Origin of the sequence: Leptospira weilii serovar Ranarum str. ICFT, from assembly GCF_000332415.1 — a bacterium.
GTDB lineage: Bacteria > Spirochaetota > Leptospiria > Leptospirales > Leptospiraceae > Leptospira > Leptospira weilii_A.
Genome location: NZ_AOHC02000012.1, coordinates 171672 through 190732, shown reverse-complemented (window position 1 = coordinate 190732; position 19061 = coordinate 171672). Strand labels below are relative to the sequence as shown.

Here is a 19061-nt window from a genome sequence, read left to right as displayed (position 1 = left end):
TGCGCGTCGCACAATTCTAGAATTCGCCGGAAAAGCCTTCGGTCAAGCAAAATCCATGACAAGCCTACCGTTCGATTGCCTCTTCTTAAACGGGCTTACAAAAAAGGAAGAAAAGCTGCTGTTCTCGCTTTTGGATTGGAAAGAAATTTCAATTCAGGAATGGGCGGGAGCCGGAAGATTTCCGGAATCAGATCCGGGACAAATTATAGTTCGGAAAACGATCGAGATCGAATCGTTACGAACCGCAATCGATTGGTCCAAACAGCCGTTATTGATCGGTAGAATGGAATCCTATCTCTTGAGGAATCTATTTCAGCAAGGACTGAATTACTTTTTAGATCTTCATACTTCTCGGATCGTCGATATCCCGTTGGAAAATGTTCCTCGAAAAAAAGGATTGAATTCGATCGTGATCGGACCCGAACCGCTTTTGTTTCAAAGAATCCGAGCGCATCTCAAAGTTTTAGGATGGGAAACGTTTCCTTGCAGAGAGTTATCCGCGCTCAAGGAAAAATTTAAAGAATACGAACCCGGATTACTTTTTGCGGATTGGGAAAGACTGAACGTAAAAGAGACCGTGGACCAATTGAAAAATCTTCCCCCAAGGGCGATCGTTCCGCCGGTGATCGGAATCAGGGACGTAAAACGGGAAAATCTTTTTCAGGATCTTTCCGCCGGGATCAAGGACTTTTGTCGGGAATTATATTCAGAAAAAGAAATATTCGAAATTTTGAATTATTCTATACCGGATTTGGGTTACGGATCCGAAAACGGCAGACGATTGGTTTTTGAGTTCAGAACCGGAATCCGACCTACCGCAATTCGGGTCGAAAAAATCGAACGGACTTCCGATTCGAATTTGGAAAAAATCAAACTGAAAAAAATACTCGATTGGATGGACGCACTACTCTGAGAGTTTGCGTTTAAGAACTGAACTTGTCCTAAAACCTATTAGATTTCATTCTTGTCGCCTTATTCTCAAACACAGGTTCTAAAACGTACAAAGGCGGGGGCGATTCGCTCGCAAAATACGATCGTATTCAAGGCGAGCGACCGCGCTTTCTGCTCCAATTCCCGCGGCGTTTCCGATTAAAACAAATCTTACCCGGAACAAACAAACGAACGTTTTAATTCTGCGGGAATTTCCGCTACAATCGCTATCGCAGGAACGCCGATGATTACGGAGAAAGAATCGTTTTGTTTTGAACCAGTTTTTCGGCGAGTTCTATTTCCACGGGATGGGAATAGTAATAACCTTGTCCGAAATCGCAATTGAGTTCCTTAAGAAGATTGTGTTGTGTTTCATTTTCCACACCTTCCACGATGATCGCCTTACCCATCGCTTGTACCAAATTTACCATGGAAGTAATCACCGCGCGTGTGGAGGTCTGAAAGTAATTAAAAAGAAATATCTTGTCCAGTTTGATGTAATCGATCGGAAGTTGAATGAGTCTTCCCAAAGAAGAATAACCTTTTCCGAAATCGTCGATTGCAAACTTAAATCCGTAATCCTTAAGCGAAGTGATGACCTTGCTGATTTGGGATTCTCTCGAATCGAAAGAATCCTCCACGATCTCCAAAATGATATGACTCGGTTGGATTTTATAATAATCGCTCGCCTCTTTGAGAAGAGGGAAAATGTTTTTGTCTCCGAGTTGTTTCGGAGATATGTTTAAGGAAAGGGAAATATTCTCGGATTTTAATATTGAATTTTCGTAATATCGAAACGTTTCCCAGATCATCCATTCTCCGATGGTTTTGATAAAACTGGAACTTTCCGCGATGGAAATAAAACTTCCGGGAAGAAGTTTCCCTCTTTCCGGATGATTCCAACGTACCAAGGTTTCCATGGAAAAAAAACGATTTTCCTTTAGATCGATAATCGGTTGAAAATGGATTTCCAGTTCGTTTCGGTTTAACACCTTTCTCAGATCGATTTCGATTTTGGATTTTTCTAAAGTTAAAGCGATTGCGTTTTGATCGTAGTAAAACAATGAATTAGGACCGATCAAACAGGATTGATGGAGAGCTTCTTTTAAAATTCCCAACGCGTTCATATCCGAACCCGATTCCGAATCGAATTTCGCGTAGCCGACGTTCAAGTTGAGATGAAATTCCCTTTCTTCGTACGTAAAAGGAAAATCGAAAAGCATTCGGATACATTCCGCAAACCATTCCGCTTTGGCTTCGGAATTCACTTGTACGGATGAAATTAAAAATTTGTCGTTTTCGATTCTGAACAGATGATCGTTTCGATCCAGATATTTTTTCAATCGATCCGCCACTTTGACGAAGATCGATTCGAAGTAAGAATTGTTTTCTTTGGATAGGACCGAATCCGGGTTGGATACGGAAATCAAAAACGAAAAATGTCCGTCAAGAACGGATTCGTCTTCGGATATTTGATTTCCGAAATGATTTAAGAAATATTTTTGATTGGGAAGATTGGTGCTCCGATCCCAATGACCCGTTTCGTATTCCTTTTTAGGAAGAGAGGTAGGTTGGGGTTTAAACCGAATCATATAAGAATCTTCGAAATCGTGGATGCTGAGATGCAGTTGGAAATTCGTTTCGCCTAAAAATGAATCTTCGGGGTCCTCGATTTCCTGAAGAAGATGGGATATGTTCGTTTCACATCCGAAATCCCGCTTGTTTTTGGATTTAAGAAGAGGTATTATCTTTTCATAAAGCACTTGGAAGTTGGGGAAGGACCAAAAATTTTGGAACTTATGATTTGCATATACGGTTTTCCAATCTCGATCTACAACAACGATACCCTCAGTCGACTGATCCGAAAAATACAATAACGATTTCTGCAAGGACGGAGATAGGTTCTGGAGTTGTGATCCCATACATAGAATTTTAACGTCAAATCGTTATAATGAAATCTGTACTATAATTCAAAACGTTTTTTATTATAAATTTGCATAGAAAAACGAATCCTCCTTTGAAATCGGTTCTATGGAAAAATTATTTCCATTCGTTTTCCTTATAAAATGAATTTATGAAATGGATAAGAATTTTGATCCGAATGAAAAAAAACTCTCTATCCGGATGTTAATTCATATATATCTACGTTTTCTAATGACGAATCGTTAAAAGATTTTAGTTTGAACACGAAAAGGAAACGGAGAAACGACGACTAAAATTCTTTCTCGAATTATATCGAAATGTACGCCGAATCGTTTTTCCTAAAATGAAACGCCTTTGCGGTTTGTTTTCGGCTTCCTATTTTCGAATACGAATTTCGAATCTAAAACAAATTAATCACTTGGCTACAGGACGGTTTTCTTCTTTTTGGAATTAAACCTTTTTATCTTTCGGTTTATTTCGGACGAGTTGTCGAAAAAGATTTTCTAAATACAAGGACAAGGTTTTGAACATAGAGTTCTATAAGGTTCAGTACTCCGAAATTCAGAAACTACTGAACGATATCGAAAAAAGATTACTCGGAGAAATTTCCGAAGACGTGGACGAACTTCTCCACGAGCTTGCATGTTTTTCGGCGAGATTGAGACTTCATCTGAACCTAGAGGAGACTTTGATCTATTCCAAGATCAAAAGTTTGCAAACGGAAAAGACTTCCTTCCTTGCCGAAGATTTTAAAGGTCGTACGATCGATCTTAAAAACTCCTTTAAAAAATATCATTGCAACTGGTTGCTTCCTTCCTCCATTTTAAAAAACGAAAGCCGGTTCCGGGAAGAAACGGAAAAACTGATTTTCAATTTAAGGGATCGGATCCGAAAGGAAGAAAACGAAATTTATATCCTCTTTTAAAGACGCCTAACGTTTCTCCATTCGGGAAATACAATCCCTTAAAAGATTTTGTATAGTATTGTATTCCTTGTTTACCGGATATCCGTGTCCCGGCAAAATCCATTCGAAAGAATAATCGTTCAGCTTTTTCATGGAGTTGATTTGCTCCGGCCACGAATACCAACAGACGTTCCTAAACGCGATGAGACGATCTTTTTGCGGATCGTAGGCGAGATGATCTCCCGTAAAAAGAAATCGATCTTCCAACAACAAAACGGTGTGACCTTTTGTATGTCCCGGAGTGGGAATGATTTTGATATCGTTTCCGAGTTTAAATACGTCGTCGGCCTTTAAGACGATTTCGGCGGAAGGAACCGATCCTCGATCGTATTCGTGGATGATTCGATCGCATCCGAATCGTTCCTTAAATTTTTGATGATCGGCGACGTCGTCTCTATGAGTTAAAAAATGATAACGGATTCCTCCCAGAGATTCCATCTTATCCGCAAGAGAAGGAACGAATCGGGGAGAATCCACCAGTACGTTTCCATTCTCTCTAAGAATCAGATACGAAAAGGCGCCGAAGGAATCTTTCGAATGATATCCGCAGTAATATACGTTCGCCTCGATCTTGGATGGAAACGTTTCCTTGGCTTCCTTTAAATCCGTTCTTTCCTCCGTCCCGATGGAAGTGGTCGGACAGGAAAGTAACGCTCGAAGGGCTTCTATCTTTTCCGATTCCGTTTCCGGTTGTTTCCAAACGTAGGAAGCGCCGTTTTTTTCGGAGAACGTGGAAGGAGCGAGGATCCTACACGTTTCACAATCGATGCAGGTCGAATCCACGTAAAAGTTGCCTTCCCGATTTTCCGAACGTTTTTTGAGTCGACTTGCCATGTCCTTTAGACGTCGATTTTGCTACGTACTATCCGTGGGAACTACCGCCTTTTACAGGTCAGAGTTTAGAGTCGGGTCGGATTTAGGGATCGGGATTTTAGAAGTCGGCGCTCGGACCGTCCCTTTCGCAAATCCGGGATTTGTAATCAAATTGGAATAATTCTCTCATCTGATTGTAACGCAAATGAAATATAGATTTCGATGGAATTACAAAAAGCTAAAGCAGAGAAAGGGGAAAGGTTGTAAACCTGCATTTTGAAATGGAAAAGAAAGAGAAACGTAATCAAATCGGTAGAAAGTTACAAATCGGTTTTCAGATTTTTAGTTTAATTATATTCGCGGGAACCGGATTGTTCGCGCAGGAGAAACCCGTTCCGGTAGATTCCAAACCTACTGAAAAACCGAAAAAGGAATTTTATGAGGACAATGACACCGGTTTGATTTATACGAAGCCGGGTCCGAATCGTACCAAGATCGATTCTCTTGATAAGGAAAGTTTTCCGGAACGTAAGGAGATGCAACTTCCGAATCACTTCCGACATAGACCCGAGAATTTGAACGAAGAGAAACTCGTGATCGCGGCCAGAACCCAGTTCCGCGGAGTCAGCGGGGATCGTAATTCCGTTTTTTCGGGCAACGAAGACTTTCATACCGCCGATGCAAACTTTCGAAGACTTCGTCTCGGTTTCTTTTATCAAGGAGCGAAGTGGTGGGGGTTTGCGACTCAACTTCGTTTGGAAAACGCAATCAATAGCCAGTTTTTAAGAGTCACAAAAAATAAAACGACGGGAGACGTTCAGGACGTTACTCTCAACGATTCGAGAGGTTTGATTCACGAAGCGGTGGTTTGGATGAACATTCCCTTTCTTCATTCTCGTTTTACGGTAGGTCAAATCAACGTTCCGTTTAACAGAGAGTATATTCAAAGTTCTGCAAATTTCATTTCTCTGGAAAGATCGATCATTACGAACATGCTTCCTCAGTTCGATACGGGGGCAATGATCGCGGTCCATCCTCTCAGTGCGATCGATAAAAAATACACAAGATATTTATCCCTTCACGGTTTTATCGGGAACGGTCACGGCGGCGGCGGCGATTACGGTTACGGTAGAAGACAAGACAATACCGCGGCGCGTCAAAATCTTCCGCAGTTGCTCGCTCCGATGTATTACGGAAGAATTCAGTACAACGTTTTCGGCGGTTTGAATAAGAAGGACAATGACATCGGATGGGTGGAAGGCGACGAAATATTCCAGAACGACGCCAAATTGTCGTTAGGCGGTGCGGTCGCTCAGACGACTCAACTCAAAACGTCTCAGCCGGTTCCGGTCGAGTTTCTTCTCAAGGATCAAACTCCTACGAGACTTGCAATTCAACAGACCACTCCTACGGGAGGAATCGATCCGACCGGGTTGAAATCGGATTATCTCGCGGATAGAACGATCACAACTCCGGGTCGTCCTAACTTCGGCGTTGTCGGTCATACTTACGATATGACTTTTACTTGGAAGGGTTTTTACTTAAACGGGGCTTGGAGTAAGTTTTCGGGTTCCGGAGCCAACCAAGTGATGGGTTATCACGGAACGATCGGTTATAACATTCATCTTGACGGTTCGAAGTATATCATGCCCGTTCTCAAGGCCGAATTTATGAAAGGAGATTGGAATCAGAATCAAACGTTCGATCCCGGTGAAGCGTATTACATTTACTGGGCCGGAGTAAACTTCTTAGGCGATTATCATCTTTATAAGGTTCAACTTTTTTATCAGATCATTCATACGAATACCGGAAAGAATTACTTTTGGAATACGACCGACAATCGGGACGCGAGAACGGTTTATCTTCAGTTCCAAGCGAATTTTTGGACGGGAACTTCTTCTCCGGAAAATATTTCCGGCGGAGCGATCTACAGACAGGATTATTGATCTTAAGAAAAGATTGGGCGAATCCGACGTTTGGCAAAACGTCGCGTTGAACTCCCTAAACGCCTCTCCACGGATCGGCGTCTAGGGATTGTTTTGTTTTAGTTTTCCACTCAATCACTTTCGTACTTTCTAATATGGAACTCGCGTCACTTTAACGTTTTCAGTCAAAGTTTTATTTCTTCTTGGCTTTTTTTCCGTTGAATTTCATCGTCAGATCGTTGAACACCGATAAGGTGACCGGAACATACAAAAGACTTCCTAACGTTCCGAAACCCAATCCCCAACCTAAGGCGAGGGTCATCGGGATTAGAACCGGATCGGAACCTCCGAGACTGTACGCGGTCGGTAACAAACCGGCGACCGTTGTTAGGGTCGTCAAAAGAATCGGCCTGAATCTTCTTTGGCTCGCTTCGATCAGGATCTCGTCCATACTTGCCTTGGAATCCTTTCGAATGGAATCGATACAATCCACAAGAACGATCGATGCGTTTACGAGAACTCCAGCGAGTCCTATGATTCCTATCATCGCCAAAAAGCTGATGGATTTTCCCGATAGAGGAAAACCGATTACGATTCCTATGATTCCCAAAGGAATCGTGCTGAGGATCAACACGGGTTTCCAAAAACTTCCAATCGTAAGCGCGAGAATTCCGAAAATACCGAAGATCGCTATGAGACCGGCTTTTGCGAGGGAAGCCATCGATCTTTGTGTGTCTTTTTCTTCTCCTCCGAAGGTAAGCGATATTCCGGGATATTGTCTTTCGATCAAAGGTTTGAATTCGGTCGCGACTTTTTGATTGGCTTCGTGCGCCGTGATTTCGTCCAACTTTACGTCTCCGTTTACGGTGATCGCGCGCTCAAAGTCCTTGTGCGCGAGCAGTTCCGGAGATTCGATCAAATTCATCTTGGAAATATTTGCAAGATTCGTAATATTCCCGGCCTTGTTTCTAAGAGGAACGGTTTTGATTTCGTTCGGGTTTTTGCGAAAGTCCTTGTCGTAGAGGACTCTTAAATATATTTTCGTTCTTCCCTTACGAACGGTTCCCGCTCTTTCTCCGTCGTAAGCCGCTCTCAAACCGTTTGCGGCGGATAACGTGGACACTCCCGTAAAACTTTCCAGTCCTTCGTCGAGCTGAATATACATCTGTTTACGGCCGTAACGATAGTCGTCTCGAACGGAAAAAACTCCGGGAATGGATTTTAAAAAGGTCTGAAGTTCGTTGGAAATCTTCTTTAGAGTTTCGTAATCTTTTCCCTGGATGGATATCGTGATCGGCGCGCCGATCGGCGGAGCGTTTCCGAATTCCTCCAAAAAGATTTCGTTTATCCCCGGCGTTTTTCTCAGATCCGCTTCGATGGAACGAAGAATTTCGGACGCTTTTCTTTCTCGTTTCACTTCCGGAGTGAGATAGATTAGAATCACCGCGAGATTCTCGCCGAAACGAGATAACGGATCGTCCGGATCGGTTTGTTGTACTCCGATCTTAGTCGAATAACTGACCAATTCTTCCTTGGGAATTTTTTGAACGATACGTTCCATGTATTTCATCTTTTCCTTGGTTTGGAAAATTCTGGAAGTGGGGGAGAACTCCGCCTTGATCATGATGATCTCTATGTCCTCTTTCGGAAAAAGAATAAAATCCATTTGAGATATGGCTCCGCAGGATCCGAATACCAACAGCAGTATGATCGCGAACGAAGACTTCTTGTGTTGAATGTTAAACGAAACGAATTTTGAAAAATTCGTTTCGATGGAGTGAAAGATCGAATCCATCTTGAGTCGGAATCTACCTTTGATTTTCATTTGATCGGGAGTTTTTGCGAACGCCGCGATCCTTGCGGGTAAGAATAAGAAGGACTCTATCAAACTTGCCGTAAGAGCGACGATTACGACCAAAGGAATTTCCCAGATGAATTTTCCCATGATTCCCGTCATAAACAACATCGGTAAGAAAGCGGTTACCGTCGTGAGATAAGATCCGAAAATCGGAACGATCATCTCCACGGTTCCGCGTAACGATGCCGTAAACGAGTCGTTCTTTTCGGCGAGATACGTATAAATATTTTCCGAGATTACGATCGAGTTATCCACGAGCATTCCCAACGATATGATCAAACCCATCATAGATATCATGTTAAACGATACGTCGAAAAACGGAAGGACCGAAAACGTCATCAACATGGAAAAAGGTAAAGAAAGAGAAGTAAGAGTGGCCGTTCTAAAATCCAAAAACAAAAACAGAATTCCGAAAACGATCGCAAATCCGATCAAGGCGTTGAAAGAAACTACGTTGAGTCGGTTTTTGGTTCTTTTGGCTTCGTCGTTTAAGATAAAGGTTTTCATTCCGGACGGATAAGTTTTGGACAGTTCGTTCAATCTGGAATGAACGTTATCCGCAACCTCGATCGCATCCGCCCTTTCCTTTTTGATTACCGAAAGGATCAATCCTTGTTTTCCGTTTGCGATCGCAAGAAATCTGGGATATTCAAATGTGTCTTCCACTCTCGCGATATCTCCGAGTTTTACGGCGGAGAAAATTTCGTTGGTTCGTGTCGGGATTTTAGCGATTTCGGACGGTTCTTTGAATTCTCCGTCGATTCTTAGATCGAACGCGGTTTCGGAGTCCACGGAACCCGCGGGAAGGTTGATATTTCTGTTGCGGATCGTATGGATGATGTCGTTTAGGTCCAGGGAGTATTGTTTTAGTTTATTAGCATTTACTAAAATATGCCATTCTCTATCCCTTTTCCCGAATACGTCCACTCTTGCGACGCCTTGTATTTTTTCAAGCTCGCGTTCTATGAACTCGGCGGTTGTATGGAGTTCTATTTCGTCTTTTCCTCCGAAGACGGAAAATTCGAGAATCGGAAACGATCCCGATTTTCGTTCGGTCATCTTCGGTTTTTCCGTAACTTGAACCGGGAACTCGGATATGGCATTGTCCACGGCTCTTCGGATTTCGTTTAAAACTTTTTCCGGATCTTTTTCTTCCAAACTGACTCGGACGTCTATATCCGAAACCGAGTTTCGTGAAAAGGAACGAATCTCGTCGATCCCGTCGATTTCTTTGAGTTTTTCTTCGAGGGGATAGGTGACCCGAAGTTCCACGTCGGCGGGAGAGGCGCCCGGAAATTTTGTGGAGATGACCATTTGTTTCAGATCCACGTTGGGGAAGGCGTCTCTCCGCAGTCCTAAGAGTGAAACAAGTCCCGATAAGAGGATGAAGATCATTCCCAAATATAGGAAAAGGCGGTTTCGAATAAAGGATTCTATAAGTGATTTCATTGTATTTCCGACGGATAGTCAGTTTTTAAAAAGTGAACTTATCGTCAAACTTGAAGTGCGGGAACTCCCCGCAAAACTTCCGATTTTTACATAGGGAACAGTCTCAAAATTCCGCCCTTATTTCATTTGACACCGCGAAAGGGAAGAATCTGATCTCAAGAGTGGAAAGAAACCGCCTAGCATTAGCAATCACATTCGTATTAACCACTTTGTCCGTATTGATCGGACTTGTGAACATCTCTTTAGCGACTACAACCTCGAAATATTCTCGGGCCACGGGGGGGAACCTTTTTCACGACGGCCCCGGTCGGCGCGGCTTTGATCAAGATCGAAGGAGAAATTCATTCGGGACATTCGACCTTTGAATCGACAGGCTCCGAAAGTATTTTGCAAAAGCTGAGAGATATAGAACAAAATCCGAATATTAAAGGAATCTTAATCGAAATCAATTCCCCCGGCGGTACGGTCGGGGCTTCTCAGGAAGTTTATAACGAATTGATGCGACTCCGAAAAACGAGAAAGATCGTAGTGTCGATGAAGGATATGGCCGCGTCGGGAGGTTATTATATCGCTTCGGCGGCGGATAAAATTTTCGCGTTATCCGGAACGATCACGGGATCGATAGGGGTGATTGCGATGGCTCCGAATATCAAAGGACTTTTGGATCGTTACGGTGTGAAGATGAGGACGTACAAGGAAGGAAAGTATAAGGATTCCTTATCTTTATTTCGAGACTCCACTCCCGAAGAAGACGAGATGATTCAGAAGATGCTCTCCGATACTTATAACGAATTCATTCAGGACGTCGCAAAAGGAAGAAACCAAACCGTGAAGTCGGTTCAGAATCTTGCGGAAGGAAGAATTTATTCCGGACAAGACGCGTTTAGAAATAAACTCGTGGACGAAATCGGCGGAAGAAAGGAAGCCTTGGAGGAATTATCCAGGCTCTGTCAGTACGACGGAGAAATTCCTCTTTACGAGGAGGACGAATCCCCTTTCGACAGATTGTTTATGATGTTGGGTTCCAAGATGGATTCTTTTTCGAGTGAAAGAATTTTTTTCAAAGAATTTAAGAACTCTCCCGTGCTCGTAATTCTTCCACAGGCAATCAGGTAGGAATTTCATTGAAAGATTTATTCAATTCCATTCTCGAGTTATTGGAAGCCGCTCTTTACGAGCCGATTCGATTGGAAACGGCGCTTGCAAATCTTTCCGAGAAAAATCTGAATTTGTATTCTTGGATCGTTTTAATTCCGAGCGCTCTGAGTATCTCCGTCGGAGCTACGTATCTTTCTCCTCCATATACGGTAGGTTCCATGGGAATGATCGGACTCGCGTTTCTTGCGAATTTGTCTATGATTTCGATTCTTCCCACGATCTTAGGAGCGGTGATCGATTTTTACGCGCAAAAGAAACAAAGAACGGGTAACGTTCATTATTCCTACAATCTATGTCGTTTCGGTATGGCGATTTTTGTTTTTTTTACTCCTCTTTCCATTTTGTTTCGCGAGATCGGTTTGACCGGAGGAATCGGTTATTTTTTGATTCTTCTTTTTTTGATCGGCTACTACATCGCGATTGTTTCCAAAGGGATTCAGTTCATTTATGATTTAAAAACTTCGGACGCGGTTCGTTTTTCCGTAACGGCCGCTTTGATCTCCGGCTCGTTTCCTTTCGTATTCTATTTTTATATTTCCGGTTCCATCCTTCATCTGGTTTTATGAATATTCTAATTACAAACGACGACGGGATCGCTTCTTTCGGCATCAAAGCCCTGGAAGAGATCCTTCAGAAAGAACACAACACATTCTTAATCGCTCCTTTGCGCGAAAGATCCGCGACCTCCATGGCTTTATCGATTTACGATTCTATGAGAGTAGAAAGAATCAACGACAATCATTATATCGTCGACGGTTATCCTGCGGATTGCGTGAACATCGGCTTACATGGGGAAATTTTTCCGAAGATCGATTTCGTTTTATCCGGTATCAATCGCGGTGTGAATATGGGTCACGACGTTCATTACTCGGGAACGGTCGGCGCCGCGAGGCACGGAGCGATTCACAGCCGACTTTCTTTGGCCGTAAGTTCCGGTAACGTTACTAAAGATTATGATTATATTCGAGAAGCTGAATTTGTTCGAAGTTTTATTAATGAATATTCTTCCCTTTTAAAAGTAGGGGTTGTTTACAACATGAATATTCCGTCCGATTTCGTTTCTTCTTTGGAAAATTTAAAAATTACAAAACTCGGCAAACGTACTTACGAGGACACTTACTCTAAAAAAAATATCATAGGAGGAATCGCGGATTTTTATCTCGGCGGCTCGGAATTAGGCCATTGGAAGGAAGAAGGAACGGATTTTACCGCTTTTTTTTCCGGTAATATTTCCCTAACTCCTTTGTCTCTCGATCAAACCGATTCCTCGCTTTTATACGAACTTTCGGCCTCTTTGAGTAAGAGTTCGTCTTAAATATTTGAAGTAATATGCAAATGTGCGGGGAGTTCCCGCATTTCTGAGGTTTTGGGACAGACTCAAACTGATTTACAGGCGCTCGAGGCGTTCTTTAGCGCAATCTTTCTTCGTCTTTGACAAATTTATCGGTAATTTATTTTATAGGTAACGTGAGTTCGGTATAACCAATGCGAAAGCGATTATATGTTGCGATTGATAGAGAGCGTTTCACTGAGTTCGGAGAGCGATCCATTGAAATAGGCGCCTCATTCTCTACGGATCATTCGGCGGGGAGTTGTTGCACTTTAGTTTCTTATTCGCCCAAACTTTCAATCGCCGAACTCACGTTAGGTGGGTTTTGGGGTAATTTCAATGTCCGAGAAGGATAAAAATAAGAAATCCTATTCCTCTAAGAAGAGGATTCTCCAGGAAATCAATAAGGAAAATTTTCTTTTCGCTCTTACCCTGATCGATCGTGAAATTTCTTCGGGTAACGAAGATCCCGAACTATATTACAATTTTGCAATTTGTTGTGCGAGAACCGATAACTATAAAAAGTGCGTTTCTATTCTGGAAAATCTTCTTGAAAAATTTCCGCGATTCGGAGAACGGGAAAATTCCATTCTTATGATTGTATACTCCTTAATTCAAAATAAAGAATATTCTAAAGCCTTGGTAAAATGTGAAGAGCGTCTCAAAATTCAAGTGGACGATCTGAAAATTCTTTCCATGAAGGCGTTTGCTCTGGAAAAGTCGGGTCGTATTGAAGAAGCGATCGATATTCATAAAAGAATTCTTAGATTGCGTCCCGATCATAAGAACAGCTTGAATTCTCTCGGTTATTTGCTTCTCAATCAAAGGGTTCCAAGTCCGGACGAATGGAAGCTGGCTGCGGATTGTTTAAAATCCGTTCTCAAAGACGATCCTGAAAATCCCGCTTACTTGGATTCGTTCGGCGTCCTTCTTTACAAGAGTGGCAAGAAAGAGGAAGCGATTTTAGCTTTCAGAAAAGCTCTCTCGAAAGTTCCTACTCATCCTGAGATATTAGAGCATATTGAAAAAGTTATAGACTCTACTTGACAGTGTAGCTGTTTTTAAAAGCATGGAGTCGGAAACGGGATGTAGCGCAGGGGTAGCGCATCTGCCTTGGGAGCAGAGGGTCGTAGGTTCAAATCCTATCATCCCGATTTTCAATCCTCCAAAGACTCGGTAGCTCAGTTGGATAGAGCAACTGCCTTCTAAGCAGTGGGTCGGGGGTTCGAATCCCTCTCGGGTCACCAAAGGACAAACAGAGATGGAGAACGTAGCTCAGTTGGTAGAGCTCCAGTTTGTGGTACTGGCTGTCGCGGGTTCGATCCCCGTCGTTCTCCCCAGTTTTTGCGGGAACTCCCCGGGCTTTTTTTGTGAAACCGTGGGTTCACTCTTCGCTCAGCCATATATCTTCCAAACAAAGTCCTTTTTTTACATTGGGATGGCTCTGATTTTCTGTAATCCAGGCCCCATTGACCGTCCAGATGAACATTTTCTGCGGGAACTCCAAACTTTTTTCCGGTTGATAGTAGGAGTTTAAGGGAATTTTAAAATGTTTTGATTCTGAAAAACTCAAAATTCTTTCACCTAAAATTCTATCTTTAGGCAACCTAAGTTCTTTATCCATATCAATCGATTCTCTCAGGATTAAACCCAGCTTTAATTTTTCTAGAGTTTGTTTGCAACCTACAACATGAAGAGTTTTCCATTCTGAAATTTTAGGGGCCTTCTTTTTGAAATGATGCGTTTGCCTCAATTCTAATAAAAAATCCTCTTTACCATTTGAATTACGAAGTTTAGTCCATGTTGTATTCGGATTTCGATCCAATAGATGGCTGATCCTGGAATTGTGATTTGAAAGGTAAGAATTCGTAAAATCAAAGGATAAAAATGGAGGTTGGATCGTAAATGCATCGATTTTGTTCTTCGTAGTATTGAAAAGATACAGATTTCCGATTATGATTGCGGCTGGGAAAATCCAAGCTAAAATCTTTGAGAGTTGTCTTTGGGGAATCATAAAAGCAAAAATGTGGGAACTCCCACCTTTGGGCAATCAGGATTGCTGTCTCCGAAAAAAGAAGTAAAAGGTAATCAGTGATGAATATAGGAATTGCCGGTGGAACCGGATTGATAGGAAGAACTCTTGCGCTTCGTTTGCTTGAAATGGGTTTTTCGGTAAGAATTTTGAGTCGCTCTTCCAACATTCCCGTACTTCTTCAAGGTAAGAAAAATTTGGAGATTGTCAGAGGAGATTTTCCAAAATCTGAGCATTTAGAAGGGTTAGATGGCATTGTGAATTTTGCGGGATCACCCATCGCTGGAGTTAGATGGACTCAGAAAGTAAAAGAAGAGATTCGTTCTTCCAGGGTAAGTTATACCAAAAATTTGGTTTCTTCTATTTCTAAAATTGCGGGAACTCCCCCAAAAGTTTGGATTCAAGGATCCGCTATTGGGTATTACGGTTCTTTTGAAAATGATACGGCAAATTTCACGGAAGATTCTTCTCCTGGTCACGATTATCTCGCATCTTTATGTGTTGATTGGGAAACTGCCGCCGAGCCGGTTGCAAAATTTGGTATAAGATTGATTCAAGCCAGGACTGGGATTGTTTTAAGCCTTTTTGGGGGAGCGTTAAAAAGTATGCTTCCTTCTTTTCGGTTCGGTTTTGGCGGTCCGATCGGTTCTGGAAAGCAAATTTTAAGTTGGATTCATATCGATGATTTGATTGGTTCTATTGTTCAATTACTTGAAAATCATAAACTTTCCGGTCCGTTTAATCTTGTTGCGCCGAATCCGTTAAACAATGAAATATTTTCAAAAACTCTTGCTCAAACATTAAAACGTCCAGCCTTCTTTAGAGTTCCTGCAACATTGCTAAAGTCCCTATTCGGAGACGGTGCAAATGTAATCGTAAAGGGTCAGAGAGTCATACCGGAGAAATTGCAAAAGTCAGGATTCTCTTTTTTATACCCAAGGCTTGATGAAGCGCTGCGGGATCTCCTAAAATCAAGTTCGTAATTTAACGTGAGTTCGATATAAGAAAATCTGGGCGAATCCAGCCCTTGTACGCAAGGGCTGGACCGCGCTTTTCGCTCCAATTCCTTCGGAATTTCCGCTTCAATCCCTTTCGCATTTGTTATACCGAACTCACGTTAATTTATAGAATTTGAATGTCGTTGTTTGCGTTTTTTTACAAAATTTACAAAAAAACATTAAATTTTACCCTTACATCGTTCCACGTCGAACGATTGAAGAACCGATGAAGGTGTGGTAAACAATAAACTTAAAAACGAAACATTATCATCGCAAAGGACGCGTAAAATTACCTGTTCCTTTTTGGTTCCTAAGAACTTTTATAAAAGACTTGGGTTGAAAAATCAGAAACAAATCGGAAAAAATTTAGAATTCCTTTTAAAGAAATATAGAACAAAAATACTAAAGAGTCGACGGTTTCATAATAAAACATCGACTTCTTTATATCAAAGGAAAAGAGGCGATTTGATAAAACTGAACGTAAGAATCAACGATTTCAATTGGGAAGAATTGACCCTGCTTTCTCGTTCCCATGGGGTATCAAACTGTTATTTATATACTCTTTTGTTGAATTGGGAATATTTTATCAATGCTAAAAACCCATTTTTAAATGAATTAAATAAATTCAAGAATCCGAAAATTACATTAGTTTGGTGTCTGGATTTGAATTTTGGTTTTTCTCAAAGGTTGGTTCATATCTTAAAACGATTTCCCGAAAAAATAGAATAATATATTTTTAGAATATAAGAAAAGTTATAAGTAACAAAACAGGCGTGAATTCAATAACTCCGTCGTTCTAATTTGTTCATTCTACTGCGGTCGACTTCGCGCTTGTTACAGCAAACACGCGTTAATATAATTTATAATGAACGTGAGCTCGACGGTTGGAATCTTGGGCGAATAAGAAACTCAGGTGCGTTCGCAACATAATGCTCGAATTCCTTCGGAATTAAAACTCAATATTTCTCCCTGGTGCTGCGACCCTTAGGGAGCAGTGCCACTTTAGTTACCCAAGTCGTTCGAGTAACTCAACGCAGAGCTTTCCTAAACTCAATCTCACTCCCTGTGGATCGTGAGATCGGTCGAAATATATAATCGCTTTCGCATTGGTTACGCCGAACTCACGTTATTTAATAGCCGATATCTAATATACTTTTAAGGTTTAAGGACGAATTCTAAATCCAAAATAACAATTCATTTGGTAAAATCTCCACTCAAATTTCAATGGGATGATCCTACCTAAGTTTATAATGTATTTTATCGGGGAGTTCCCGCAAAACTTCGATCAAAGAAAGAATTCTTCTCGAATAACGGGATGATTTTTGAGGATGCCCAATGCCCTTTGTATCAATTTTTTGCCAATCTCCGTATGATTCCATACGTTCAGACCCGACGGGTGCGGCAACGGGATCCAATCGAACCGGATTCCGTAGAGTTCCCGCGAAAAACATCTGCCGATCACGTCCTCGAGTTTGTACTTCCCGCAATCAAACAACTGATCGATCGCGAGTTTGCCGATCGGAATCAAAAGATCCGGCTTATGAAAACGAACTTCGAATTCGAGAAACTCGGAACAATTTTTTACTTCTTCCGCATCCGGTTTACGATCTCCGCTTTTCGCTTTACCGGGAAAACATCTACAGACAGCGGACATGTTCACCTTACTACGAAAGATTTCCTCCTCGATACCGATCTTATGGAACCAGCCGAAAAGGGTTTTACCCGCCGTGTAGGCAAAGGGTTTGCCGAATCTTTCTTCGTGGACGCCGGGGGCCTGACCTAAACTGATGATCCTTGAGGACGGAACGCAGCCGTGAACCGGTTTGCCTACCATTTTCGGGCATTTCCTGCAGCTCAAAAGACGATCAATATGATTTGAATATTCTAATTTTCTACTTTTCATTCGACGCAAAATTGAATTGAACGAGTTATGGGTCTTGTAAGTTACTCATAACTATATAATAAAATACCTGATATTTTGAATTAAAACGGTATTTTGCGATAAAAATTAACGGTACTCAATTCTATAGAGATCAGTAAAACGGCCATCGTCGTCGATCAAGGATTTTAAAATTCTTTAACTCCGTCGGAGATTCGAAACGAATATAATTCCGGTTCGTTTTCAAATTGTTTAAAGTAGCGAATTTTTATTTTATCAAACAAGGTATTCTTTCTGCCTACTTTGTCCAGTACCAAGACACAACCTCCAAAACCTCCCCCGATCATTCTGGCGCCCAGAGTTCCTTCTCGTCTGAGTTCTTCGACTATAAAATCCGTTTCTACGCAGGAAACTTCGTAATCTTTGGAAAGGGAAAGATGGCATTCGAAAAGGATTTCGCCCACCGCTTTAGCATTACCGCTTTTTAAATTCTCGATCACTTTGGAAGTTCTAAGTCTTTCTCCGATAATGTGCCTTGCTCTTTTTTGTTCGATTTCGCTAAGGCCAAACACAATGTTTTCCAAATCCGCTAATTCTGCTTGGTAAAGGGTTGGGAGGGAGGATTTGCGATTTTTGATTTTCTGAAACGCGGATTCCACCTCTTTTCTGCGAAGATTGTAAGCGCTGTCCTTAAGAGAATGTTTTACCTTGGAATCGATCAGATAAAATTCGTGACCATCCAAAACCATCTCGTGAAAATCATACCGCAGGTTTTCCGTATCAAGGGCGATACAAAATCCTTCCTTTGCCGTAGCGATAACGAACTGATCCATAATTCCGCAATGGACGCCGACGAAGTGATTTTCGGCGTTTTGACTTAACAACGCAATCTCTTCTCTGGAAAGTTTCCAATCGTGAATTTCAGAAAGAGCAAACGCGACCGCGACTTCGAATGCGGCGGAAGAAGAAAGTCCCGCGCCTTGTGGAATGTTTCCCCAGACGACTAAGTCGAAAAAATCCGAAATAAAACCGAGTTTTCTAAATTCTTCGATCACTCCGTAGACATAGTTTACCCAAGGATGATCGGAATCATAGGCGATCGATTCCGTTTCGATTTTTTCAACGGAAGAAACGGAATAAATTCCGAATTTTCGTTCCTTATTTTTACGAATTGCGATTCGGATCGAAAAGTCGATCGCAGCGGGAAGAACGATTCCACCCGCGTAGTCAACGTGTTCTCCGATGATGTTGATCCGGCCCGGAGCGGAAAAAAAGCGAATGGTTTCCTCGTTTGCAGGGAACACGGTTTTTAGGATTTTTGATAATTCATCTTGATTCATTGGATGATTGTTAGGAAAATCCCGGAAATCCTGTCGAAAGCATCGATTCTCGTCAATCCTTCTCCATATTTTAGGAATCATACTTCAGGGTCCGTCGATAAGTAGGATTGGCGGGTGTAAAGTCCTGAACCCTCGTCATTCAAAATGCGGGAACTCCTATTTTTAAAAGACGGGCGCCTCCTTTCGATCTGCGATCGAAAGGACCGAGCTCTTTCGCGACTCCGCCTAACGGCTTCGGTCCCGTGTTACAACGGCAGACAACAATACGCTGAATTTGGGACCGCGTTCCGCGTCGCTTCGATCTCTGGCGCAAAGATCAACCGTAAGGAGCAACTCAGCGCTGAAAATAACAAGCTCCGAGTCACGTCGAGCGCTGAGTCAAAACTGAGCCAGCGTCGGATTTTTCTTGCCCGTCGATTTCGTTTTTTCAAACTGTTCAAGCGTTCTCTTTTGGGGAGAATT

General features: G+C 42.1%; 14 protein-coding genes, 3 tRNA genes and 1 pseudogene. 12 read left to right on the top strand and 6 right to left on the bottom strand.

The genetic code is table 11. From position 1 onward, the window contains the following. The first annotated feature begins 55 nt into the window (after nt 1-55). Entirely contained in the window at nt 56-913 is an 858-nt protein-coding gene (locus LEP1GSC060_RS02040; RefSeq protein WP_036095209.1) for a hypothetical protein, read from the top strand. 265 nt (nt 914-1178) lie between these two features. Here LEP1GSC060_RS02040 and LEP1GSC060_RS02035 read toward each other — a convergent pair whose 3' ends face one another. Beyond that, nucleotides 1179-2852 (bottom strand): GGDEF domain-containing phosphodiesterase, encoded by a 1674-nt coding sequence (locus LEP1GSC060_RS02035; protein ID WP_036095139.1) that lies wholly within the window; start codon nt 2850-2852, stop codon nt 1179-1181. A 524-nt stretch (nt 2853-3376) separates the two neighbouring features. Here LEP1GSC060_RS02035 and LEP1GSC060_RS02030 point away from each other — a divergent pair. Further along, nucleotides 3377-3778 (top strand): hypothetical protein, encoded by a 402-nt coding sequence (locus LEP1GSC060_RS02030; RefSeq protein ID WP_002994976.1) that lies wholly within the window; start codon nt 3377-3379, stop codon nt 3776-3778. A 6-nt stretch (nt 3779-3784) separates the two neighbouring features. Here LEP1GSC060_RS02030 and LEP1GSC060_RS02025 read toward each other — a convergent pair whose 3' ends face one another. Further along, nucleotides 3785-4651: an MBL fold metallo-hydrolase gene (locus LEP1GSC060_RS02025; RefSeq protein WP_002995410.1), complete on the bottom strand. Its 867-nt coding sequence runs from the start codon at nt 4649-4651 to the stop codon at nt 3785-3787. A 260-nt stretch (nt 4652-4911) separates the two neighbouring features. Here LEP1GSC060_RS02025 and LEP1GSC060_RS02020 point away from each other — a divergent pair, with 260 nt between their 5' ends. Continuing rightward, nucleotides 4912-6576: a porin gene (locus LEP1GSC060_RS02020; protein ID WP_002995099.1), complete on the top strand. Its 1665-nt coding sequence runs from the start codon at nt 4912-4914 to the stop codon at nt 6574-6576. Nucleotides 6577-6748: 172 nt separating this feature from the next. Here LEP1GSC060_RS02020 and LEP1GSC060_RS02015 read toward each other — a convergent pair whose 3' ends face one another. Next, nucleotides 6749-9862 (bottom strand): efflux RND transporter permease subunit, encoded by a 3114-nt coding sequence (locus LEP1GSC060_RS02015; RefSeq protein ID WP_036095136.1) that lies wholly within the window; start codon nt 9860-9862, stop codon nt 6749-6751. A gap of 161 nt (nt 9863-10023) precedes the next feature. Between LEP1GSC060_RS02015 and sppA the strand changes: the two are divergent. From sppA to LEP1GSC060_RS01980, 7 genes and pseudogenes are all read left to right on the top strand, one after another. Beyond that, nucleotides 10024-10978: pseudogene (gene sppA / locus LEP1GSC060_RS02010) on the top strand (signal peptide peptidase SppA). A gap of 8 nt (nt 10979-10986) precedes the next feature. Beyond that, complete coding sequence (locus LEP1GSC060_RS02005; RefSeq protein ID WP_002995547.1) at nt 10987-11586, top strand: hypothetical protein; 600 nt, start codon at nt 10987-10989, stop codon at nt 11584-11586. Next, entirely contained in the window at nt 11583-12335 is a 753-nt protein-coding gene (surE, locus tag LEP1GSC060_RS02000) for a 5'/3'-nucleotidase SurE (RefSeq protein ID WP_002994855.1), read from the top strand. The genes LEP1GSC060_RS02005 and surE overlap by 4 nt, the downstream gene beginning before the upstream one ends. Before the next feature lie 354 nt (nt 12336-12689). After that, the gene (locus LEP1GSC060_RS01995; protein ID WP_002995555.1) at nt 12690-13397 is read left to right on the top strand and encodes a tetratricopeptide repeat protein; all 708 of its coding nucleotides are present in this window, start codon (nt 12690-12692) and stop codon (nt 13395-13397) included. Between the two features lie 35 nt (nt 13398-13432). Next, nucleotides 13433-13504: transfer RNA gene (locus LEP1GSC060_RS01990), tRNA-Pro, on the top strand. A 16-nt stretch (nt 13505-13520) separates the two neighbouring features. Further along, nucleotides 13521-13597 (top strand) — tRNA-Arg (locus LEP1GSC060_RS01985). Between the two features lie 17 nt (nt 13598-13614). Then, nucleotides 13615-13690, top strand: a tRNA-His gene (locus LEP1GSC060_RS01980). 44 nt (nt 13691-13734) lie between these two features. Here LEP1GSC060_RS01980 and LEP1GSC060_RS01975 read toward each other — a convergent pair. Beyond that, nucleotides 13735-14364, bottom strand: a complete 630-nt coding sequence (locus LEP1GSC060_RS01975; RefSeq protein ID WP_036095132.1) for a hypothetical protein — start codon at nt 14362-14364, stop codon at nt 13735-13737. An 80-nt stretch (nt 14365-14444) separates the two neighbouring features. On the opposite strand from LEP1GSC060_RS01975, the gene LEP1GSC060_RS01970 reads away from it, so the two are divergent. Then, nucleotides 14445-15365 (top strand): TIGR01777 family oxidoreductase, encoded by a 921-nt coding sequence (locus tag LEP1GSC060_RS01970; RefSeq protein ID WP_002995252.1) that lies wholly within the window; start codon nt 14445-14447, stop codon nt 15363-15365. 249 nt (nt 15366-15614) lie between these two features. Continuing rightward, a complete protein-coding gene (locus LEP1GSC060_RS20920) occupies nt 15615-16109 on the top strand; it encodes a DUF1564 family protein (RefSeq protein ID WP_002995353.1) in 495 nt (164 codons plus the stop codon). A gap of 556 nt (nt 16110-16665) precedes the next feature. On the opposite strand, the gene LEP1GSC060_RS01960 is transcribed toward LEP1GSC060_RS20920, so the two are convergent. Both LEP1GSC060_RS01960 and galK read right to left on the bottom strand, forming a co-directional pair. Continuing rightward, entirely contained in the window at nt 16666-17283 is a 618-nt protein-coding gene (locus LEP1GSC060_RS01960) for a uracil-DNA glycosylase family protein (protein ID WP_080634489.1), read from the bottom strand. 164 nt (nt 17284-17447) lie between these two features. After that, nucleotides 17448-18599 (bottom strand): galactokinase, encoded by a 1152-nt coding sequence (galK, locus tag LEP1GSC060_RS01955; RefSeq protein ID WP_036095128.1) that lies wholly within the window; start codon nt 18597-18599, stop codon nt 17448-17450. Nucleotides 18600-19061: the final 462 nt, after the last annotated feature.